Source organism: Streptomyces sp. G45 (assembly GCF_049542095.1).
Taxonomy (GTDB): Bacteria; Actinomycetota; Actinomycetes; order Streptomycetales; family Streptomycetaceae; genus Streptomyces.
In genome coordinates, this window is record NZ_JBMUZU010000001.1 from 2,616,330 (window position 1) to 2,633,098 (window position 16,769).

9 protein-coding genes and 2 pseudogenes are annotated in these 16,769 nt (G+C 73.5%); 3 read left to right on the forward strand and 8 right to left on the reverse strand.

Annotation, left to right across the window (positions count from 1 at the left end):
- Window positions 1-17 precede the first annotated feature (17 nt).
- From ACOBQU_RS10350 to ACOBQU_RS10360, 3 genes and pseudogenes are all read left to right on the forward strand, one after another.
- A pseudogene (locus ACOBQU_RS10350) lies at window positions 18-4,699 on the forward strand (ATP-dependent helicase).
- A gap of 188 nt (window positions 4,700-4,887) precedes the next feature.
- Complete coding sequence (locus tag ACOBQU_RS10355; RefSeq protein WP_423626006.1) at window positions 4,888-5,703, forward strand: Fpg/Nei family DNA glycosylase; 816 nt, start codon at window positions 4,888-4,890, stop codon at window positions 5,701-5,703.
- 119 nt (window positions 5,704-5,822) lie between these two features.
- Window positions 5,823-6,599 (forward strand): SDR family NAD(P)-dependent oxidoreductase, encoded by a 777-nt coding sequence (locus ACOBQU_RS10360; protein ID WP_423626008.1) that lies wholly within the window; start codon window positions 5,823-5,825, stop codon window positions 6,597-6,599.
- Window positions 6,600-7,226: 627 nt separating this feature from the next.
- Here the strand turns inward: ACOBQU_RS10360 and ACOBQU_RS10365 are convergent.
- The 8 genes and pseudogenes from ACOBQU_RS10365 to ACOBQU_RS10400 form a co-directional block, all read right to left on the reverse strand.
- Complete coding sequence (locus tag ACOBQU_RS10365; protein WP_423626010.1) at window positions 7,227-7,697, reverse strand: Dps family protein; 471 nt, start codon at window positions 7,695-7,697, stop codon at window positions 7,227-7,229.
- Window positions 7,698-8,052: 355 nt separating this feature from the next.
- Window positions 8,053-8,429: pseudogene (locus ACOBQU_RS10370) on the reverse strand (helix-turn-helix domain-containing protein).
- Window positions 8,430-8,538: 109 nt separating this feature from the next.
- Window positions 8,539-9,222, reverse strand: coding sequence for a CinA family protein (locus tag ACOBQU_RS10375; protein ID WP_423634391.1), 684 nt, complete (start codon window positions 9,220-9,222; stop codon window positions 8,539-8,541).
- Window positions 9,223-9,320: 98 nt separating this feature from the next.
- Window positions 9,321-10,205 carry a CDP-diacylglycerol--glycerol-3-phosphate 3-phosphatidyltransferase gene (pgsA, locus tag ACOBQU_RS10380; RefSeq protein ID WP_423626012.1) on the reverse strand — a complete coding sequence of 295 codons (885 nt, stop codon included), beginning with the start codon at window positions 10,203-10,205 and terminating at the stop codon, window positions 9,321-9,323.
- Complete coding sequence (gene rimO, locus ACOBQU_RS10385; RefSeq protein WP_423626013.1) at window positions 10,202-11,707, reverse strand: 30S ribosomal protein S12 methylthiotransferase RimO; 1,506 nt, start codon at window positions 11,705-11,707, stop codon at window positions 10,202-10,204. Before rimO ends, pgsA begins: the two co-directional genes overlap by 4 nt.
- Window positions 11,708-11,803: 96 nt before the next feature.
- Window positions 11,804-12,688 (reverse strand): helix-turn-helix domain-containing protein, encoded by an 885-nt coding sequence (locus tag ACOBQU_RS10390; protein ID WP_423626015.1) that lies wholly within the window; start codon window positions 12,686-12,688, stop codon window positions 11,804-11,806.
- 299 nt (window positions 12,689-12,987) lie between these two features.
- Window positions 12,988-15,756 carry a DNA translocase FtsK gene (locus ACOBQU_RS10395; RefSeq protein WP_423626017.1) on the reverse strand — a complete coding sequence of 923 codons (2,769 nt, stop codon included), beginning with the start codon at window positions 15,754-15,756 and terminating at the stop codon, window positions 12,988-12,990.
- Window positions 15,757-15,980: 224 nt separating this feature from the next.
- Complete coding sequence (locus ACOBQU_RS10400; protein ID WP_423626019.1) at window positions 15,981-16,664, reverse strand: response regulator; 684 nt, start codon at window positions 16,662-16,664, stop codon at window positions 15,981-15,983.
- Window positions 16,665-16,769 lie beyond the last annotated feature (105 nt).

A 16,769-nucleotide genomic window follows, 5' to 3' on the forward strand; every position in this document is an offset into this window, starting at 1 on the left:
GGGTGCACGATGGGGTCATGGTCAGGTCCGCACGCAGTCACCGCGACGCCCTCGACGACTTCTCCCCCGCGACCCGCGGCTGGTTCACGGGGGCCTTCTCCGCGCCCACGTCCGCGCAGGCCGGGGCGTGGCGGGCGATCGCGGAGGGCTCGGACGTGCTGGTGGTCGCGCCGACGGGCTCCGGTAAGACCCTGGCCGCGTTCCTCGCCGCCCTGGACCAGCTGGCCTCGACGCCGCCCCCGGCCGACCCGAAGCAGCGCTGCCGCGTGTTGTACGTGTCGCCGCTGAAGGCCCTCGCGGTCGACGTGGAGCGGAATCTGCGCAGCCCCCTGACGGGCATCCGGCAGGAGTCCGTGCGCCTCGGCCTGCCCGAGCCCGAGGTGCGGGTGGGCATCCGCTCCGGGGACACCCCGGCGGCCGAGCGCCGCGCCCTGGCCACGCGCCCGCCGGACATCCTGATCACGACCCCCGAGTCGCTGTTCCTGATGCTCACCTCGGCGACCAGGGACGCCCTGACGGGCATCGAGACGGTCATCCTGGACGAGGTGCACGCGGTCGCGGGCACCAAGCGCGGCGCTCATCTGGCGCTGTCCCTGGAGCGGCTCGACGCCCTCCTGAAGCGCCCGGCCCGCCGCATCGGCCTGTCCGCCACGGTCCGCCCGGTGGACGAGGTGGCCCGCTATCTCTCACCGCAGCGCAAGGTGGAGATCGTCCAGCCGGAGTCGGGCAAGGAGTTCGACCTGTCGGTGGTGGTGCCCGTCGAGGACCTGGGCGAGCTGGGCGGCTCCCCGGTGGCGGACTCGGACGAGGCGGCGGAGCGCCCCTCGATCTGGCCGCACGTCGAGGAGCGCATCGCCGACCTCGTCCAGGCCCATCGCTCCACGATCGTCTTCGCCAACTCCCGCCGCCTGGCGGAGCGCCTGTGCAACCGCCTGAACGAGATCGCCTACGAGCGCGCCACGGGCGAGCCCCTGCCCGAGGACCACACCCCGGCCGAGGTGATGGCCGAGTCGGGCGCGGCCAAGGGGGCCCCGCCGCTCCTGGCGCGCGCCCACCACGGATCCGTGTCCAAGGAGCAGCGCGCCCAGGTCGAGGAGGACCTGAAGGCGGGCCGCCTGCCCGCCGTGGTCGCCACGTCCAGTCTGGAGCTGGGCATCGACATGGGCGCCGTCGACCTGGTGGTGCAGGTCGAGTCGCCGCCGTCCGTGGCCTCCGGCCTCCAGCGGGTGGGCCGCGCGGGGCACCAGGTGGGCGCGGTCTCCACCGGCGTCGTCTTCCCGAAGTACCGCGGCGACCTGGTCCAGGCCGCCGTCGTCACGGAGCGGATGCGCCAGGGCGCCATCGAGTCGCTGCGCGTCCCGGCGAACCCCCTGGACGTGCTCGCCCAGCAGCTGGTGGCGATGGTCTCCCTGGACACCTGGCAGGTGGACGACCTGCTCTCCCTGGTGCGCCGTGCCGCGCCGTTCGCCTCCCTTCCGGAGTCGGCGTTCACGTCGGTCCTGGACATGCTCGCCGGGCGCTATCCGTCGGACGCCTTCGCGGAGCTGCGCCCGCGCGTGGTGTGGGACCGCGTCGCGGGCACGGTCACCGGCCGCCCCGGAGCGCAGCGGCTCGCGGTCACCTCGGGGGCACGATTCCCGACCGCGGCCTGTTCGGCGTCTTCCTCGCGGGCACCGACCCGAAGAAGGGCGGCGGCCGCGTCGGCGAGCTGGACGAGGAGATGGTCTACGAGTCCCGGGTGGGCGATGTGTTCACCCTGGGCACCAGCTCCTGGCGGATCGAGGACATCACCCGCGACCGCGTGCTGGTCTCCCCGGCCCCCGGCGTCCCGGGGCGGCTGCCGTTCTGGAAGGGCGACCAGCTGGGCCGCCCGCTCGAACTGGGGCGCGCCCTGGGCGCGTTCCTCCGCGAGATCGGCTCCCTGCCGCAGGAGGAGGCCCGCGACCGCCTGCGGGCCGCGGGCCTCGACCCCTGGGCCGCCGACAACGTCCTGGCGTATCTGACCGAGCAGCGCGAGGCCTGCGGCCACATCCCGGACGACCGCACGATCGTGGTCGAGCGCTTCCGCGACGAGTTGGGCGACTGGCGCGTCGTGGTGCACTCCCCGTTCGGCGCGCAGGTGCACGCCCCCTGGGCGCTGGCCCTCGGCGCCCGCCTCACCGAGCGGTACGGCATGGACGCCCAGGTGATGCACGCCGACGACGGCATCGTGCTCCGCCTCCCGGACGCCGACCTGATGGGCCTCGACCTGCTCGACCAGGCGCCGGTGGACGTCACCGTGGACGCGGCGTTCGACCCGGAGCAGGCCCCCGTGGGCGCGGGCGACGTGACCTTCGACAAGGGCGAGGTCAGCCAGATCGTCACCGACCAGGTGGGCGGCTCCGCCCTGTTCGCCTCCCGGTTCCGCGAGTGCGCCGCCCGCGCGCTGCTGCTGCCGCGCCGCAACCCCGGCAAGCGCACGCCCCTGTGGCAGCAGCGTCAGCGCGCCGCCCAGCTCCTTGAGGTGACCAGCGAGTTCGGCTCCTTCCCGATCATCCTGGAGGCGGTCAGGGAGTGCCTCCAGGACGTCTTCGACGTACCGGGCCTGACGGAGCTGATGGGTGACATCGAGTCCCGCCGCGTCCGCCTGGTCGAGGTCACCACTCCGGAGCCGTCGCCCTTCGCCCGCTCGCTCCTGTTCGGGTACGTGGCGCAGTTCCTGTACGAGGGCGACTCACCGCTCGCCGAGCGGCGCGCCGCCGCCCTGTCCCTGGACTCCCGCCTCCTGGCCGAGCTGTTGGGCCAGGCCGAGCTGCGCGAGCTGCTGGACGCGGACGTCCTCGCGGGCCTGGAGCAGGAGTTGCAGTGGCGCACCGACGACCGCCGCGTCAAGGACGCCGAGGGCGTCGCCGACCTGCTGCGGCTGCTCGGCCCGCTCACGGACGCCGAGTTGGCCGAGCGCGGCGCCGCCCCCGGCTGGGCCGAGGAGCTGGCGAGCGCCCGCCGCGCCATCCGGGTCCGCGTCGCCGGGGCCGACCACTGGGCGTCGATCGAGGACGCGGGCCGCCTCCGCGACGCCCTGGGGACCGCCCTGCCGGTCGGCGTCCCGGAGGCGTTCACGGAGCCGGTCAAGGACCCGCTGGGCGACCTCCTCTCCCGGTACGCGCGCACGCACGGCCCGTTCACGTCCGCCGCGGCCGCCGCCCGCTTCGGCCTCGGCACCGCCGTCACGGAGGGCGCGCTCCAGCGCCTCGCGGCGAGCGGCCGCGTCGTGCAGGGCGAGTTCCATCCGGCGGGCATCGGCCAGGAGTGGTGCGACGCGGCGGTCCTGCGCCGTCTGCGCCGCCGCTCCCTCGCCGCGCTCCGCCAGGAGCTGGAGCCGGTGCCCCCGGCGGCCCTGGCCCAGTTCCTGCCGCAGTGGCAGCACCTGAGCGGTCACGGCCTGCGCGGCGTCGACGGCCTGGTGCGCGCCGTCGAGCAGCTCCAGGGCGCGTCCGTGCCCGCCTCCGCTCTGGAGAAGCTGGTCCTGCCGGGCCGCGTCACCGGGTACGTGCCCGCGATGCTGGACGAGCTGACCGCTGCCGGAGAAGTCGTCTGGGCGGGCGCCGGGTCCCTGCCCGGCAAGGACGGCTGGATCTCCCTCTACCTGGCGGACGCCGCGCCCCTCCTGCTGCCGCCCCCGCACCCCCTGGAGCTGACCGCGCTGCACCAGTCGGTCCTGGACGCCCTCTCCGGAGGCTACGGCCTGTTCTTCCGGCAGATCGCCGAGCAAGTCCGCGCCACGACCCACCCCGAAGCCTCCGATCCGCAACTGGCCGACGTGGTCTGGGACCTGGCCTGGTCGGGCCGCCTCACGAACGACACGCTGGCGCCGCTGCGCTCCCTCCTCGGCTCGGGCCGCACCGCGGGGTCCACGGCCCACCGCGCCAAGCGCGCGGTCCCACGCGGCCGGTACGGCACGCTGACGGCCGCCGCCCGCCCCACCTCCCGCACCGGCCCGCCGACGGTCGCGGGCCGCTGGTCGCTGCTGCCCGCCCGCGAGCCGGACCCGACGCTGCGCGCCCACGCCCTGGCCCGCACCCTGCTCGACCGGCACGGCGTGGTGACCCGGGGCGCGGTCGCGGCCGAGGGCGTCGAGGGCGGCTTCTCGGCGGCGTACCGCGTCCTGTCGGCGTTCGAGGACAGCGGCCAGGCCCGCCGGGGGTACGTGATCGAGGGCCTCGGCGCAGCGCAGTTCGCCATGGACGGCGCCGTGGACCGGCTGCGGGCGGCGGCCAACGCCCGCGAGCGGGCGGGCGACTCGCCGTCGGCGGACGCCCAGGCGGTCGTGCTGGCCGCCGCGGATCCGGCCAACGCCTACGGGGCCGCGCTGCCCTGGCCCGACCCGCCCGCCAACGCGGGCCACAAGCCGGGCCGCAAGGCGGGCTCCCTGGTCGTCCTGGTGAGCGGCGAGCTGACGCTGTACATGGAGCGCGGCGGCAAGACGCTCCTGGCCTGGCCCAGCACCGACGAGCCCGCTCCTGGCGATCACGCCCCGCCCCAGGACCCGCGCCTGCACGCAGCCGCCGAGGCCCTGGCCACCGCAGCCAGGGCAGGGGCCCTCGGCACGATCACCGTGGAGCGCATCAACGGCCAGGCGGCCCTGACCTCCCCGTACGCCCTCCTCCTGGAGACAGCGGGCTTCCACGCGACACCGAAGGGACTGCGCCTGCGCCCCTAGGACACCAGCGCTCTCCGTAGCGAAGGCGATAGCGAAGCCCGTGGCCCAGGGGTAAGCCCGTAAGGCGAGCCCCCCCCCGACGCGTACGGCGCCCCCACCAGGAGAGGCACCGCCAGCAGGAGACCCCCGGCGAGACCCCCGGCAGGAGACCCCCGGCAGAACGCCCCGCCAAGTGCCACCCTGGCCCCATGCCCGAAGGAGACACCGTCCACCAAACGGCCCGCCGCCTGCACCAGGCGCTGGCCCACCACCCCCTCACCCGCTCCGACCTGCGCGTACCGAAGCTGGCCACAGTCGACCTCACGGGCCGCACCGTCCTGGACGTCACCCCCCGCGGCAAGCACCTCCTCACCCGCGTGGAGGGCGGCCTCACGCTCCACTCGCACCTGCGCATGGACGGCGCCTGGCGGGTGTACGCCCCGCACGAGCGCTGGCGCGGCGGCCCCGGCCACCAGATCCGCGCCATCCTGGGCACCGCCGAGCACACGGCCGTCGGCTACCGCCTCCCGGTCCTGGAGCTGCTCCGCACCACCGACGAGGACCGCGCCGTCGGCCATCTGGGCCCCGATCTGCTCGGCCCGGACTGGGACCCCGACCAGGCGCTCCGCAACATCCTCGCCAAGCCCGAGCGCCCCCTCGGCGAGGCCCTCCTCGACCAGCGCAACCTCGCGGGCATCGGCAACATCTACAAGAGCGAGCTCTGCTTCCTGCTCGGCGCCACCCCATGGCTCCCCGCGGGCGAACTGCCCGCCGAGACGGCGGCCCGCCTGCCCGCGCTGGCCAAGAAGCTCCTGGAAGCCAACCGCGACCGCCCGGCCCGCACCACCACGGGCAGCACCCGCCCGGGCCAGCGCCTCTACGTGTACGGCCGCGCGCCCCGCCCCTGCCTGCGCTGCGGCACCCCCGTGCGCGCGGGGGACCAGGGCGACGGCTCCCGCCAGCGCCCCACGTACTGGTGCCCGACCTGCCAGCAGGGCCCCACTCCGCAGGGCCCCACGCCGTAGCACCCTGCGTCGTAGAGCCCCGCGGAGCACCACACCACACCACATCCCAGCGCAGCCCAGCCCCGCCTGCCCCACCCCGACCAATTGACGGCCCGTCAGATTGTTCGTACGGTCCGTCCATGCCCGTCACGGCGTACGACCTCACCGGCCGCACCGCGTTCGTCACCGGGGCCGCGAGCGGCATCGGCCGCGCCACCGCCGTCCTCCTCGCGCAGGCGGGAGCCACCGTGCACTGCGCCGACCGCGACGCGCGCGGGCTCGACGGGACGGTGGCCGCCATCCGGGCGAGCGGCACCGCCGCGCACCCGCACAAGCTGGACGTGACGGACAGGGAGCAGGTGGACCAGGCGGTCACCGAGGCGGCCGCCGCGACGGGCCGCCTGGAGGTGGTGGCCGCGGTCGCCGGGATCATGCACAGCAGCCCGGTCCTGGAGACCCGCGACGAGGACCTGGACCGGGTCCTGGGGGTGAACTTCAAGGGGGTGCTGTACGCGTGCCAGGCGGCGGCCCGCGTCATGCTGGCCGCGGCCTCGGGCGGCAGCATCGTCACCATGGCGTCCGGCGCCGTCGACACCGGTGGCCCGGGCCTGCTCTGCTACGGCGCGGCGAAGGCCGCGGTGGTGCAGCTCACCAAGACGCTCGCGACGGAGGTCGGCGCCCACGGCATCAGGGTCAACGCGGTGGCACCGGGCTGGATCCGTACGCCGATGACGGACCGCCATGACGCTGCCGCGCAGGCGCACACCGAGGAGTTCATGGCGCGCCGGGCGCCCCTGGGCCGGGTCGGCGCGCCGGAGGAGGTCGCGCACGCCGTGCTCTATCTGGCGTCGGACGCGTCGTCGTTCACCACGGGCCAGATCCTCCGCCCGAACGGCGGCGTCGCCATGCCGTGGTGAACCTGGCACGGCGGCCCCGCCCAAGAGCGCGAACACCGCGGCCCCGCGCCTCGACGTCCGGCCCGCGCACCGCGTCAGCCCGCTCCCGCCCGCGCTCCACGGCGCCCCGCTCACGCCCACGCCCCGTGATGCCCCACCCGCGCCCGCGCATACCGTCGCGCGGCCCCCGCCGCACCCCCGGCACCACCCCACCCCCGCGCCGCCACCCCCGAGCCACCCCCGCGGCCCGCGCCTTGGGCACGCAGTGCACCGGCAGCAGGCTCAGCCCCCATCCCCCGGCCGCGACCGCCCCCTCGACGGCCCCCGCGTCCGGCGCCAGCGCGAGGCGCAGCACCGCCCACCACCACAGCGAGGCGAGCCCCAGAGCGGCCGCCCACCGCAGGACCGCCACGGCCGTCACCTCCCGCCGGGAACCACTGCCGGGCCGCCGCCGCTAGGCCGCCGCCAGGCCACAGGCTTCCGAGTCTCCCCCGCGCCACCACGAGCCGCATCAGCAGCGGACCGACGCCGCTCCACCGGCCGTGGTCCAGGGGGCCACCCGGGGCCTGAGAACGGGCCAGGGGGCCGGGTACAACACCCCGGCCCCCTGCTCACCGCGTCCCGCCCCGCGTCGCGTCGCGCGCCGCGCTACCCGTTCTCGGCCTGGAACATCCAGTGATGCTTCTCCAGGTCCGCCGTGATCCCGATGAAGATGTCCTGGCTCACCGGATCGGCCTCGCCGGTGGCGTCGACGCGCTCACGCATCCGCGTGATCACCGCGCCGAGAGCGGTCACGAGCGTCCCCACCGCGTCCACGTCCTTCACCCAGCCTTCGGGGACCGAGCCGATGCCGCTGCTCGCGGACACCGTGGCGGCACGCCCGTCGGGTGAGACGCCCAGTGTGGAGGCCCGCTCCGCCACCGTGTCGGAGTGCTGGCGCGCGGTGTCCACGACCTCGTCGAGCTGGAGGTGGATGGAGCGGAAGCGGGGGCCGACCACGTTCCAGTGGATCTGCTTGGCGACCAGGGACAGGTCGACCAGGTCCACGAGGGCCCCTTGCAGGGCCTCGGCCACCGTCTTCAGGGCATCATCGGCCAGCGGGCTCTTCACGACGTTCATCGGCAACCTCCGCGTATCGGGGTATCGGGTGTCGTCCAGGGATGGTCGTTCAGTGACATGACCCCAGGGGTATGGGATGCGGGTGCCCACCCGTCCCAACGCAAAACCCCCATCAACCATCGCTCACCGGCACCATTACGGCCACTTCGGGCGGTGACGGCCCGATCACTACCGCCATGGGGGCGACGACAGATCACGAGAGCCACGAGGGGGCCGCGACGGAGCCACCACGACCGCCCCGCCCCTCACCGCCGCCACCGCCCCCCCACGGCCCCAAAACGACAGCCCACAAACAGCAAGGGCCCCGGCTGAACCAGCCGGGACCCTCCCGTACGCACAATCGGTCGCCCGAGCCTCACGCGGCGACGACGTCGACCGCCTCCGCGGGCGCCTTGATCGTCACCCGTTCCGGTGGCACGCCGGTCACCGAGATGGAATTGAGCATCGGGCGGACCGGTGCGCCGCGCACCGGTTCCGTGGCCGCTGCCGACTCGGCCAGCTCGGCGAGCGAGAGCTCGTCGCTCACTTCCCGCATGAGCTCGGACATCCGTACGTCAAGCGCGTCGCAGATCGCGGAAAGCAGCTCGGAGGAAGCCTCCTTCTGCCCCGCTCCACCTCGGAGAGATAGCCGAGCGAGACTCGGGCGGACGAGGAGACTTCGCGCAGAGTACGGCCCTGGCGCTGGCGCTGCCGACGCAGCACGTCACCCAGCAGGCGACGGAGCAGAATCATCGGTGGCTCCCTCCTCGGACCGCGTAGCCGCATCCTTCACGCCCCACCGTACCGCCTCGCGCGGCGGCCGTGCGGGGAGCGATGTCGTGTTCACTCAGGGCTGCAAACATCAAGTCCCCCCGTTCTGTTCCGTATCCTGTGCCCGCCCATTCCCGGCCCGTTCGCCGGTGAGCCGCTCGACGAGCAGTTCCAGCACGCTGCGTACGCTCTCCATACGGATTTCCGTACGGTTTCCGTTCAACCGCAGTGCGGCCACTTTCCCCTCACAGCGAAGTGGGGAACCATACCCCGCTTCACCGGAAAGCGACGCCGGACCCGGCAATTCCGTCGCCGGAGCATCCGCATCCGGCCGCAGAGCATCCGATTCCGGCCCCCCGGCGCCGGATTCCGGCCCCGCGACGTCAGAATCCGGCCCCTGCGCATCAGGCCCCGCGCCCGATTCGGGCCCCTGCCCGGGGCCCACCACTGCCACGAAGACGGTGCCGACCGGCTGCCCGTCCTGCGGTTCCGGCCCGGCGACACCCGTCGTCGCCACGCCCCAGTCCGCCCCGAGCAGCGTCCGCACCCCCGCCGCCATCTGGAGGGCGACGTCGGCGTCCACGGCCCCTCGGGCGGCGAGCAGCGCCCCGTCGACTCCGAGGACCCGCTGCTTCAGCTCCGTGGCGTACGCGGTCACCGAGCCGCGGAAGGCGTGGGACGAGCCGGGCGCGGCCGTCAGGTCGGCGGCCACCAGGCCCCCGGTCAGGGACTCGGCGACCGCGAGCGTCTGACCGCGCTCCCGCAGCAGCCGCAGCGCCTCCGCGGCGGCCTTGACACCCGCACCGGCCTCCCCGTTCGCGTCCGCCTCGAAGGTCGCACCGGCCTCCTGAGCCCCGGACGGCACCGACGGCGTCACGGCGCCGTCTCCTTCCCGGCAGCGGAGCCGGTCCCCTCGGCCCGGGACCCAGCAGCGGAAGCGGCCCCGCCCGAAACGGCACCACCCGAAACGGCCTCACCGGGGACGGCCTCACCCGAAACGGCACCACCAGCGACCCCGTCACCCGGGACGCCCGCGTCCAGGACACCCCCGTCCGACGCGCCCCCGTCCGAGGCCCCCCCGTCCGAGGCGCCCCCGCCAGAACCCGTCTCCGCGACCATCCCCCGCCGCCGCAGCACCACGGCCTGCTTCACATAGTCGAGCCCCGTCACCACGGTCAGCACGACCGCGACCGCCATCACCCAGAACCGCAGCGTCGCGAGCGGGCCGGTCAGCGCCAGGACGTACATGCCCACGGCCACGCCCTGCGCGAGGGTCTTCATCTTGCCGCCGCGGCTGGCCGGGATGACGCCGTACCGGATCACCCAGAACCGCAGCAGCGTGATGCCCAGCTCGCGCCCCAGGATCACGATCGTCACCCACCACGGCAGGTCGTCGAGCCAGGACAGACAGATCAGGGCGGCGCCCATGATCGCCTTGTCGGCGATCGGGTCGGCGATCTTCCCGAAGTCCGTGACCAGGTTGTACGTGCGCGCCAGGTGGCCGTCGAACAAGTCGGTGATCATGGCGATGGCGAAGGCGGCCCACGCGAAGGAGCGCCAGGCCGGGTCGTACCCGCCGTTGCCCAGGAGCAGCATCACGAAGCCGGGCACGAGCAGCAGCCGGATCATGGTCAGCAGGTTGGCGACGTTCCACAGACTGGCCTGGTCCATCGCGGCGGCGCCCAGCTTGCCGCCCCGCACCGGCTTCGCGCCCGGCGCGCCGGAGCCGCCCGCCGCGGATGCCGGGACCTGGGTCATCTGACCGTCCCTTCACCGACGCCATGCGGCCCGCCGGCTCCGACGGGCGTCCCGCCCAGGCTCGTGCTCACCACCAGATCCACGCCCTCCGTACCGACGACCTCTGCCACGACCATACGGCCGACCAGCAGATCGTCCCCAGGCGTGGCGTCCGCGAACCGGATCTGGCCGTCCGTCTCGGGCGCCTGGTGCGCGGCCCTGCCGAGCACGCCCTCGTCCTCGTCGACGGCCTCGACGAGGACCTCGACCCGCTCGCCCACGCGTTCCTCGGCGCGCTGCGAGGTCAGCTCCTCGGCGAGCCGGGACACGCGCGCGAGCCGCTCGTCGACGACGTCCTGGTCGAGCTTGTGCTCGTAGGTGGCGGCTTCGGTGCCCTCCTCGTCCGAGTACCCGAAGACGCCGATGGCATCCAGCCGCGCTCCCGTGAGGAAGCGCTCCAGCTCGGCCACGTCGTCCTCGGTCTCCCCGGGGAAGCCGACGATGAAGTTGGACCGGACGCCCGCCTGCGGCGCCTTGGACCGGATGGTGTCGAGCAGCTCCAGGAACCGGTCGGTGTCTCCGAAGCGCCGCATGGCGCGCAGGACGCCCGGCGCGGAGTGCTGGAAGGACAGGTCGAAGTACGGGGCGACCTTCTCCGTGGACGTGAGCACGTCGATCAGGCCGGGGCGCATCTCGGCGGGCTGGAGGTAGCTGACCCGCACCCGCTCGATGCCGTCGACGGCGGCCAGCTCGGGCAGCAGCGTCTCCAGGAGGCGGATGTCGCCGAGGTCCTTGCCGTACGAGGTGTTGTTCTCGGAGACCAGCATGATCTCCTTGACGCCCTGCTCGGCCAGCCAGCGCGTCTCGCCCAGGACGTCCGAGGGCCGCCGCGAGATGAACGAGCCGCGGAAGGACGGGATGGCGCAGAACGAGCAGCGGCGGTCGCAGCCGGAGGCGAGCTTCACCGAGGCGACGGGGCTGCTCCCGAGGCGGCGGCGCAGCGGCGCGCGGGGCCCGGAGGCGGGCGCGACGCCCTCCGGCAGGTCGACGGGCGCGTGGCCGGGCAGCGCGACCTCCGTCTGGGCGTCCTGGCGCTCGGCCGGGCTGATCGGCAGGAGCTTGCGGCGGTCGCGCGGGGTGTGCGCCTCGACGCTGCCGCCGCTCAGGATGACCTGGAGGCGGCTGGAGATGTCGGCGTAGTCGTCGAAGCCGAGGACGCCGTCGGCTTCGGGGAGGGCGTCGGCCAGCTCCTTGCCGTAGCGCTCGGCCATGCAGCCGACGGCGACGACGGCCTGGGTGCGGCCGTGACCCTTGAGGTCATTGGCCTCCAGGAGGGCGTCGACGGAGTCCTTCTTGGCGGCTTCGACGAAGCCACAGGTGTTGACGACGGCGACGTCCGCGTTCTCGGCGTCCTCGACGAGGTCCCAGCCGTCCGCCTCCAAGCGGCCTGCGAGCTCCTCCGAGTCCACCTCGTTACGGGCGCAGCCAAGCGTGACAAGGGCGACGGTGCGGCGTTCGGGCATGGTCTCAAGACTACTTCGTCCATGCGTCGGCGCCCGCCGCCAGGGTTCCTGGCGCTCGCGACGGGCGCTCGCGACGGGCGCGCGGGGCGGTGCCGGTCAGCCGACTTCCGGGTCGCCCTTCGTGTACGTGAGGCGCTCGACCTGGCCCGGCTCGAATTCGTTCTCGACCTGCTTGCCGTTGACGAAGAGCTGGATGGCACCGGCGTCGCCGAGCACGAGGTCGATCTTCTGCTTGTCCTGGAACGTCTTGGACTCGCCCTGCTGGAGCAGCCCGTCGAAGAGCAGTCGGCCGTTGTGGTCCTTGGCCGAGATCCAGCTGCGGCCGTCGGTCGCGTCCACCTTGACCGTGACCTTGTCCCGGGGCACCCCGGCGATCGCGCTGTCCGAGGGGTCCGGCTTGGGGTCGGCGGGCTTGGGGGCGCTCGGCTTCGGCGCGGGCTTGCCGCTGGCGGGCGGGGTGTCCTCGGCGACCTGCTGCCGACCGCCGTCGCCGTCGTCGCCGCTGAACGCCGTGTACGCGACGAAGCCGATGACGGCGACGATCGCGGCGACCATGGCGGCGGTCCAGTTCGGCCGCCGGGGGTCGGAGCGGATGCGCTCGGCCTCGAACAGCGGCGCGGCCGGGGTGGGCGCCGGGGGCCGCCCGCCGCGGCCCTCGTCGTACTGGGCGAGCAGCGGGGCCGGGTCGACGCCGACGGCGCGGGCGAGCGTGCGGATGTGCCCGCGCGCGTACACGTCGCCGCCGCAGCGCGAGAAGTCGTCCTGCTCGATGGCCTGCACGATCGGGACGCGCACCCGGGTGGACGTGCTGATCTCGTCGACGCTCAGACCGGCGTCGATCCGCGCCTGGCGCAGGACGTGGCCGATCGAGGGGCGGTCGTCCGCCGGGCGCTCCTGGGCGGGGCCGTCCGGTGCCGGGCGGTGTTGTGCGAGGCGGTCGTCTGAAGGGTGGTCGTCTTCAGGAGAGTTGCCGATGGACACGGGTGCGCCTTTCGAGCGTGTAGCCACCTGCCGGACATTCAGTCTAGGGGGGCTGAGAAAGGGTGGGGCAACCGGGCGGACGGACTTTGTACGCCATCAGAATGGCCGGACATCCTGATGGTGGGACATCGTGCTGTTCTTCCCCTCAACTTGACGTGCGCCGAAGAGAAACGGTTGCCTGCGTTCCCGTACGGGTGAGCCCGCCTTCGTACAGGTGGGCGCCTCGCGCGCGGGTGAAACCGTGCCCCGTTCGGACGAGCCCCGTTTCGGACAGCCGCGCGCCCGGTCGGCCCGTCGCCTCAGTCGGCCTCCCCGCGGATGACGGCGAGCACACCGTCCAGCTCGTCAGGTTTCACCAGAACGTCACGTGCCTTGGATCCCTCGCTGGGGCCCACGATGTTCCGCGACTCCATGAGGTCCATCAGGCGTCCGGCCTTGGCGAAGCCGACGCGCAGCTTGCGCTGGAGCATCGACGTGGACCCGAACTGGGTGGAGACGACCAGCTCGGCGGCCTGGCACAGCAGGTCGAGGTCGTCGCCGATGTCCTCGTCGATCTCCTTCTTCTGCTTGGTGCCGACGGTGACGTCGTCGCGGAAGACGGGCGCCATCTGGTCCTTGCAGTGCTTGACCACCGCCGCGACCTCGTCCTCGGTCACGAAGGCGCCCTGCATGCGGATCGGCTTGTTCGCGCCCATCGGCAGGAACAGGCCGTCGCCCTTGCCGATCAGCTTCTCGGCACCGGGCTGGTCGAGGATGACGCGGCTGTCGGCGAGCGAGGAGGTGGCGAACGCGAGCCGCGAGGGCACGTTCGCCTTGATCAGGCCGGTGACGACGTCCACGGACGGGCGCTGCGTGGCGAGCACCAGGTGGATGCCCGCCGCGCGGGCCAGCTGCGTGATGCGCACGATCGAGTCCTCGACGTCGCGCGGCGCGACCATCATCAGGTCGGCCAGCTCGTCGACGATCACCAGCAGGTACGGGTAGGGCTGCAGCTCGCGCTCGCTGCCCTCGGGAGGGCTGACCTTGCCCGCGCGCACGGCCTCGTTGAAGTCGTCGATGTGCCGGAAGCCGTACGCCGCGAGGTCGTCGTAGCGCAGGTCCATCTCGCGCACCACCCACTGGAGGGCCTCGGCGGCCCGCTTGGGGTTGGTGATGATCGGCGTGATCAGGTGCGGGATGCCCTCGTACGCGGTCAGCTCGACCCGTTTGGGGTCGACGAGGACCATCCGGACGTCCTCGGGGGTCGCTCTTATCATGATCGAGGTGATCAGGCAGTTGATGCAGGACGACTTGCCGGACCCCGTGGCACCGGCCACCAGGATGTGCGGCATCTTCGCCATGTTGGCCATCACGTAGCCGCCCTCGACGTCCTTGCCGAGCGCGACCAGCATCGGGTGGTCGTCCTCGGCGGCGTCCGCGAGCCTGAGCACGTCGCCGACCTTGACCATCTCCCGGTCGGTGTTCGGGATCTCGATGCCGACGGCGGACTTGCCGGGGATGGGCGAGATGATCCGCACGTCCGGGGACGCGACGGCGTACGCGATGTTCTTGGCGAGCGCCGTGATCTTCTCGACCTTCACGGCGGGGCCCAGCTCGACCTCGTAGCGCGTGACCGTCGGGCCGCGCGTGAAGCCGGTGACGACGGCGTCGACCTTGAACTCCGTGAAGACGTTGGACAGCGACTCCACGACGGCGTCGTTGGCGGCGCTGCGGGCCTTGCCGGGGCCGCCGCGCTCCAGCAGGTCGAGCGACGGCAGGGAGTAGGTGATGTCTCCGGAGAGCTGGAGCTGCTCCGCGCGCGGGGGCAGGTCGCGGGGCTCGTCCGGGGCGGCCTTCGTCAGGTCGGGGACGCTGGCGCCCGCGGGCTCCTTGGCGGTGGGCCGCTTCTTGCCGGGCGTGACGCCGGTGGCGCGCGCCGACGGCACCGGCGCGGACGTCTCCTCGGGGGCGCGCTCCCCCGCGACGCCCTGCGTGAGGTCGGCGACCAGCGGGGAGGGCGGCATGCCGTGCAGGACGGCCCCGTCGAGCGCGGCGGCGGCCGCCGCGGCCACGTCGACGGCGTCCATGGGCCGGTCCGGGTCGGGTGCCGTGGAGCCGCGTCGCGGCCTGCGCCGCTTGGACAGGGCCTCTTCCTCGGCCTGCTCCGGAGACGCCGCCTGCGCCCCCGCGGCGGACGCCCTGCGCCCCCGGGAGCGGGCGGGCAGCGCCTCGCGCCACTGCTCCTCGTACCGCTCGTCGTCGGCCGAGTACTCCTCGTACGCGCCGTACTCGTCGTGCTCCGGGACCGCCTCGATGACGCCGAGCCGCACGCCCAGGGCCCGCAGCCGCTGCGGGATGGCGTTGACCGGCGTCGCCGTGACCACGAGCAGCCCGAAGACCGTCAGGAGGACCAGCATGGGCACGGCGAGGACCTCGCCCATCGCCTTGGTCAGCGGTGTCGAGGCGCCCCAGCCGATGAGGCCGCCCGCGTCCCTTATCTGCTGCATGCCGTCCGACCGCGCGGGCGACCCGCAGGCGATGTGGACCTGTCCGAGTACGCCGACGACGAGCGCCGACAGGCCGATGACGATGCGGCCGTTGGCGTCGACCTTCTCCGGGTGCCGGATCAGGCGCGCGGCGATGACCGCGAGCAGTATCGGTACGAGCAGGTCGAGGCGCCCGAAGGCGCCGGTCACCAGCATCTCGACGAGGTCGCCGACGGGGCCGTGCAGATTGGACCAGGTGCCCGCGGCGACGATCAGCGCGAGGCCGAGCATGAGCAGCGCGAGGCCGTCCTTGCGGTGCGCGGGATCGAGGCCCTTGGCGCCGCGGCCCACGCCGCGGAACACGGCGCCCACGCCGTGCGCGAGGCCCATCCACAGGGCCCGCACGAAGCGGTACAGGGGGTTGCCGGAGCTGGGCGCGGGCTTGGGGGCGGGCTTCTTGGCCGCGGCCTTCTTGGCGGGCGCCTTCTTGGCCGGGGCCTTCTTCGCGGGTGGTTTCTTCGCAGCGGCCTTCTTCGCCGGAGCCTTGGTCGGCGCGGCCGCCTTCTTCGCGGGCGTCTTCTTGGCTGCGGGACGTGAGGCCATGGGTGTGAGATTACCGGGGGAGGCGGCGGTGGACACGTGTGCCTACCGCTTCACCCGTTTGTGTCGCCCTTGTCGGGGCGGCGAACTGACGGCCGCTCACCGGGGCGCGCCGCGACCGCTCGCCGCGCCCCTCACGGCAACCGCTTCCCGCGACAGCTCCCGGCGGCCGGGAGCTGTCGGCCGGTCAGTTCTGCCAGGGCACCGTCAGTTCTGCCAGGGCGCCGTCAGTTCTGCGACGGCACCGAGGGGGCGCCGCTGCCGGTGCCCGGCTCCAGGGCGTCAAGGGCCCTGCGCAAACCCGTCAGTTTGCGTTCGAGATGGGCGGCCGTGGCGACGGCCGCGGCGTCCGCCGAGTCGTCGTCGAGCTGCTTGGACAGCGCCTCGGCCTGCTCCTCAACGGCCGCGAGGCGCGCGGACAGTTCGGCGAGGAGGCCCGCGGGCTCCTTGGTGTCCGTGGCGGCGGCCTTGGCGCCGCTCTCCAGTTGCAGCCGCAGCAGGGCCGCCTGCTCGCGCAGTTGGCAGTTCTTCATGTACAGCTCGACGAACACCGAGACCTTGGCGCGCAGGACCCAGGGGTCGAAGGGCTTGGAGATGTAGTCCACGGCGCCCGCCGCGTAGCCGCGGAAGGTGTGGTGCGGGCCGTGGTTGATGGCGGTGAGGAAGATGATCGGGATGTCCCGGGTCCGCTCCCGCCGCTTGATGTGCGCGGCGGTCTCGAAGCCGTCCATGCCCGGCATCTGGACGTCCAGCAGAATGACCGCGAAGTCGTCCGTCAGCAGCGCTTTGAGCGCTTCCTCCCCGGACGATGCCCGCACCAGTGTCTGATCGAGCGCAGAGAGGATGGCCTCCAGCGCCAGCAGATTCTCCGGCCGGTCATCGACCAGGAGGATCTTGGCCTTCTGCACCATGGCCCGCCCTCCTCGCCCCGGCGGTACACCGGGCGCCGCCCCAGGGGACGACTCCCTTGCGCCGTCCGTCGTTGTGCCGGTCATGGTAGCCGCACCCCGCCTGTC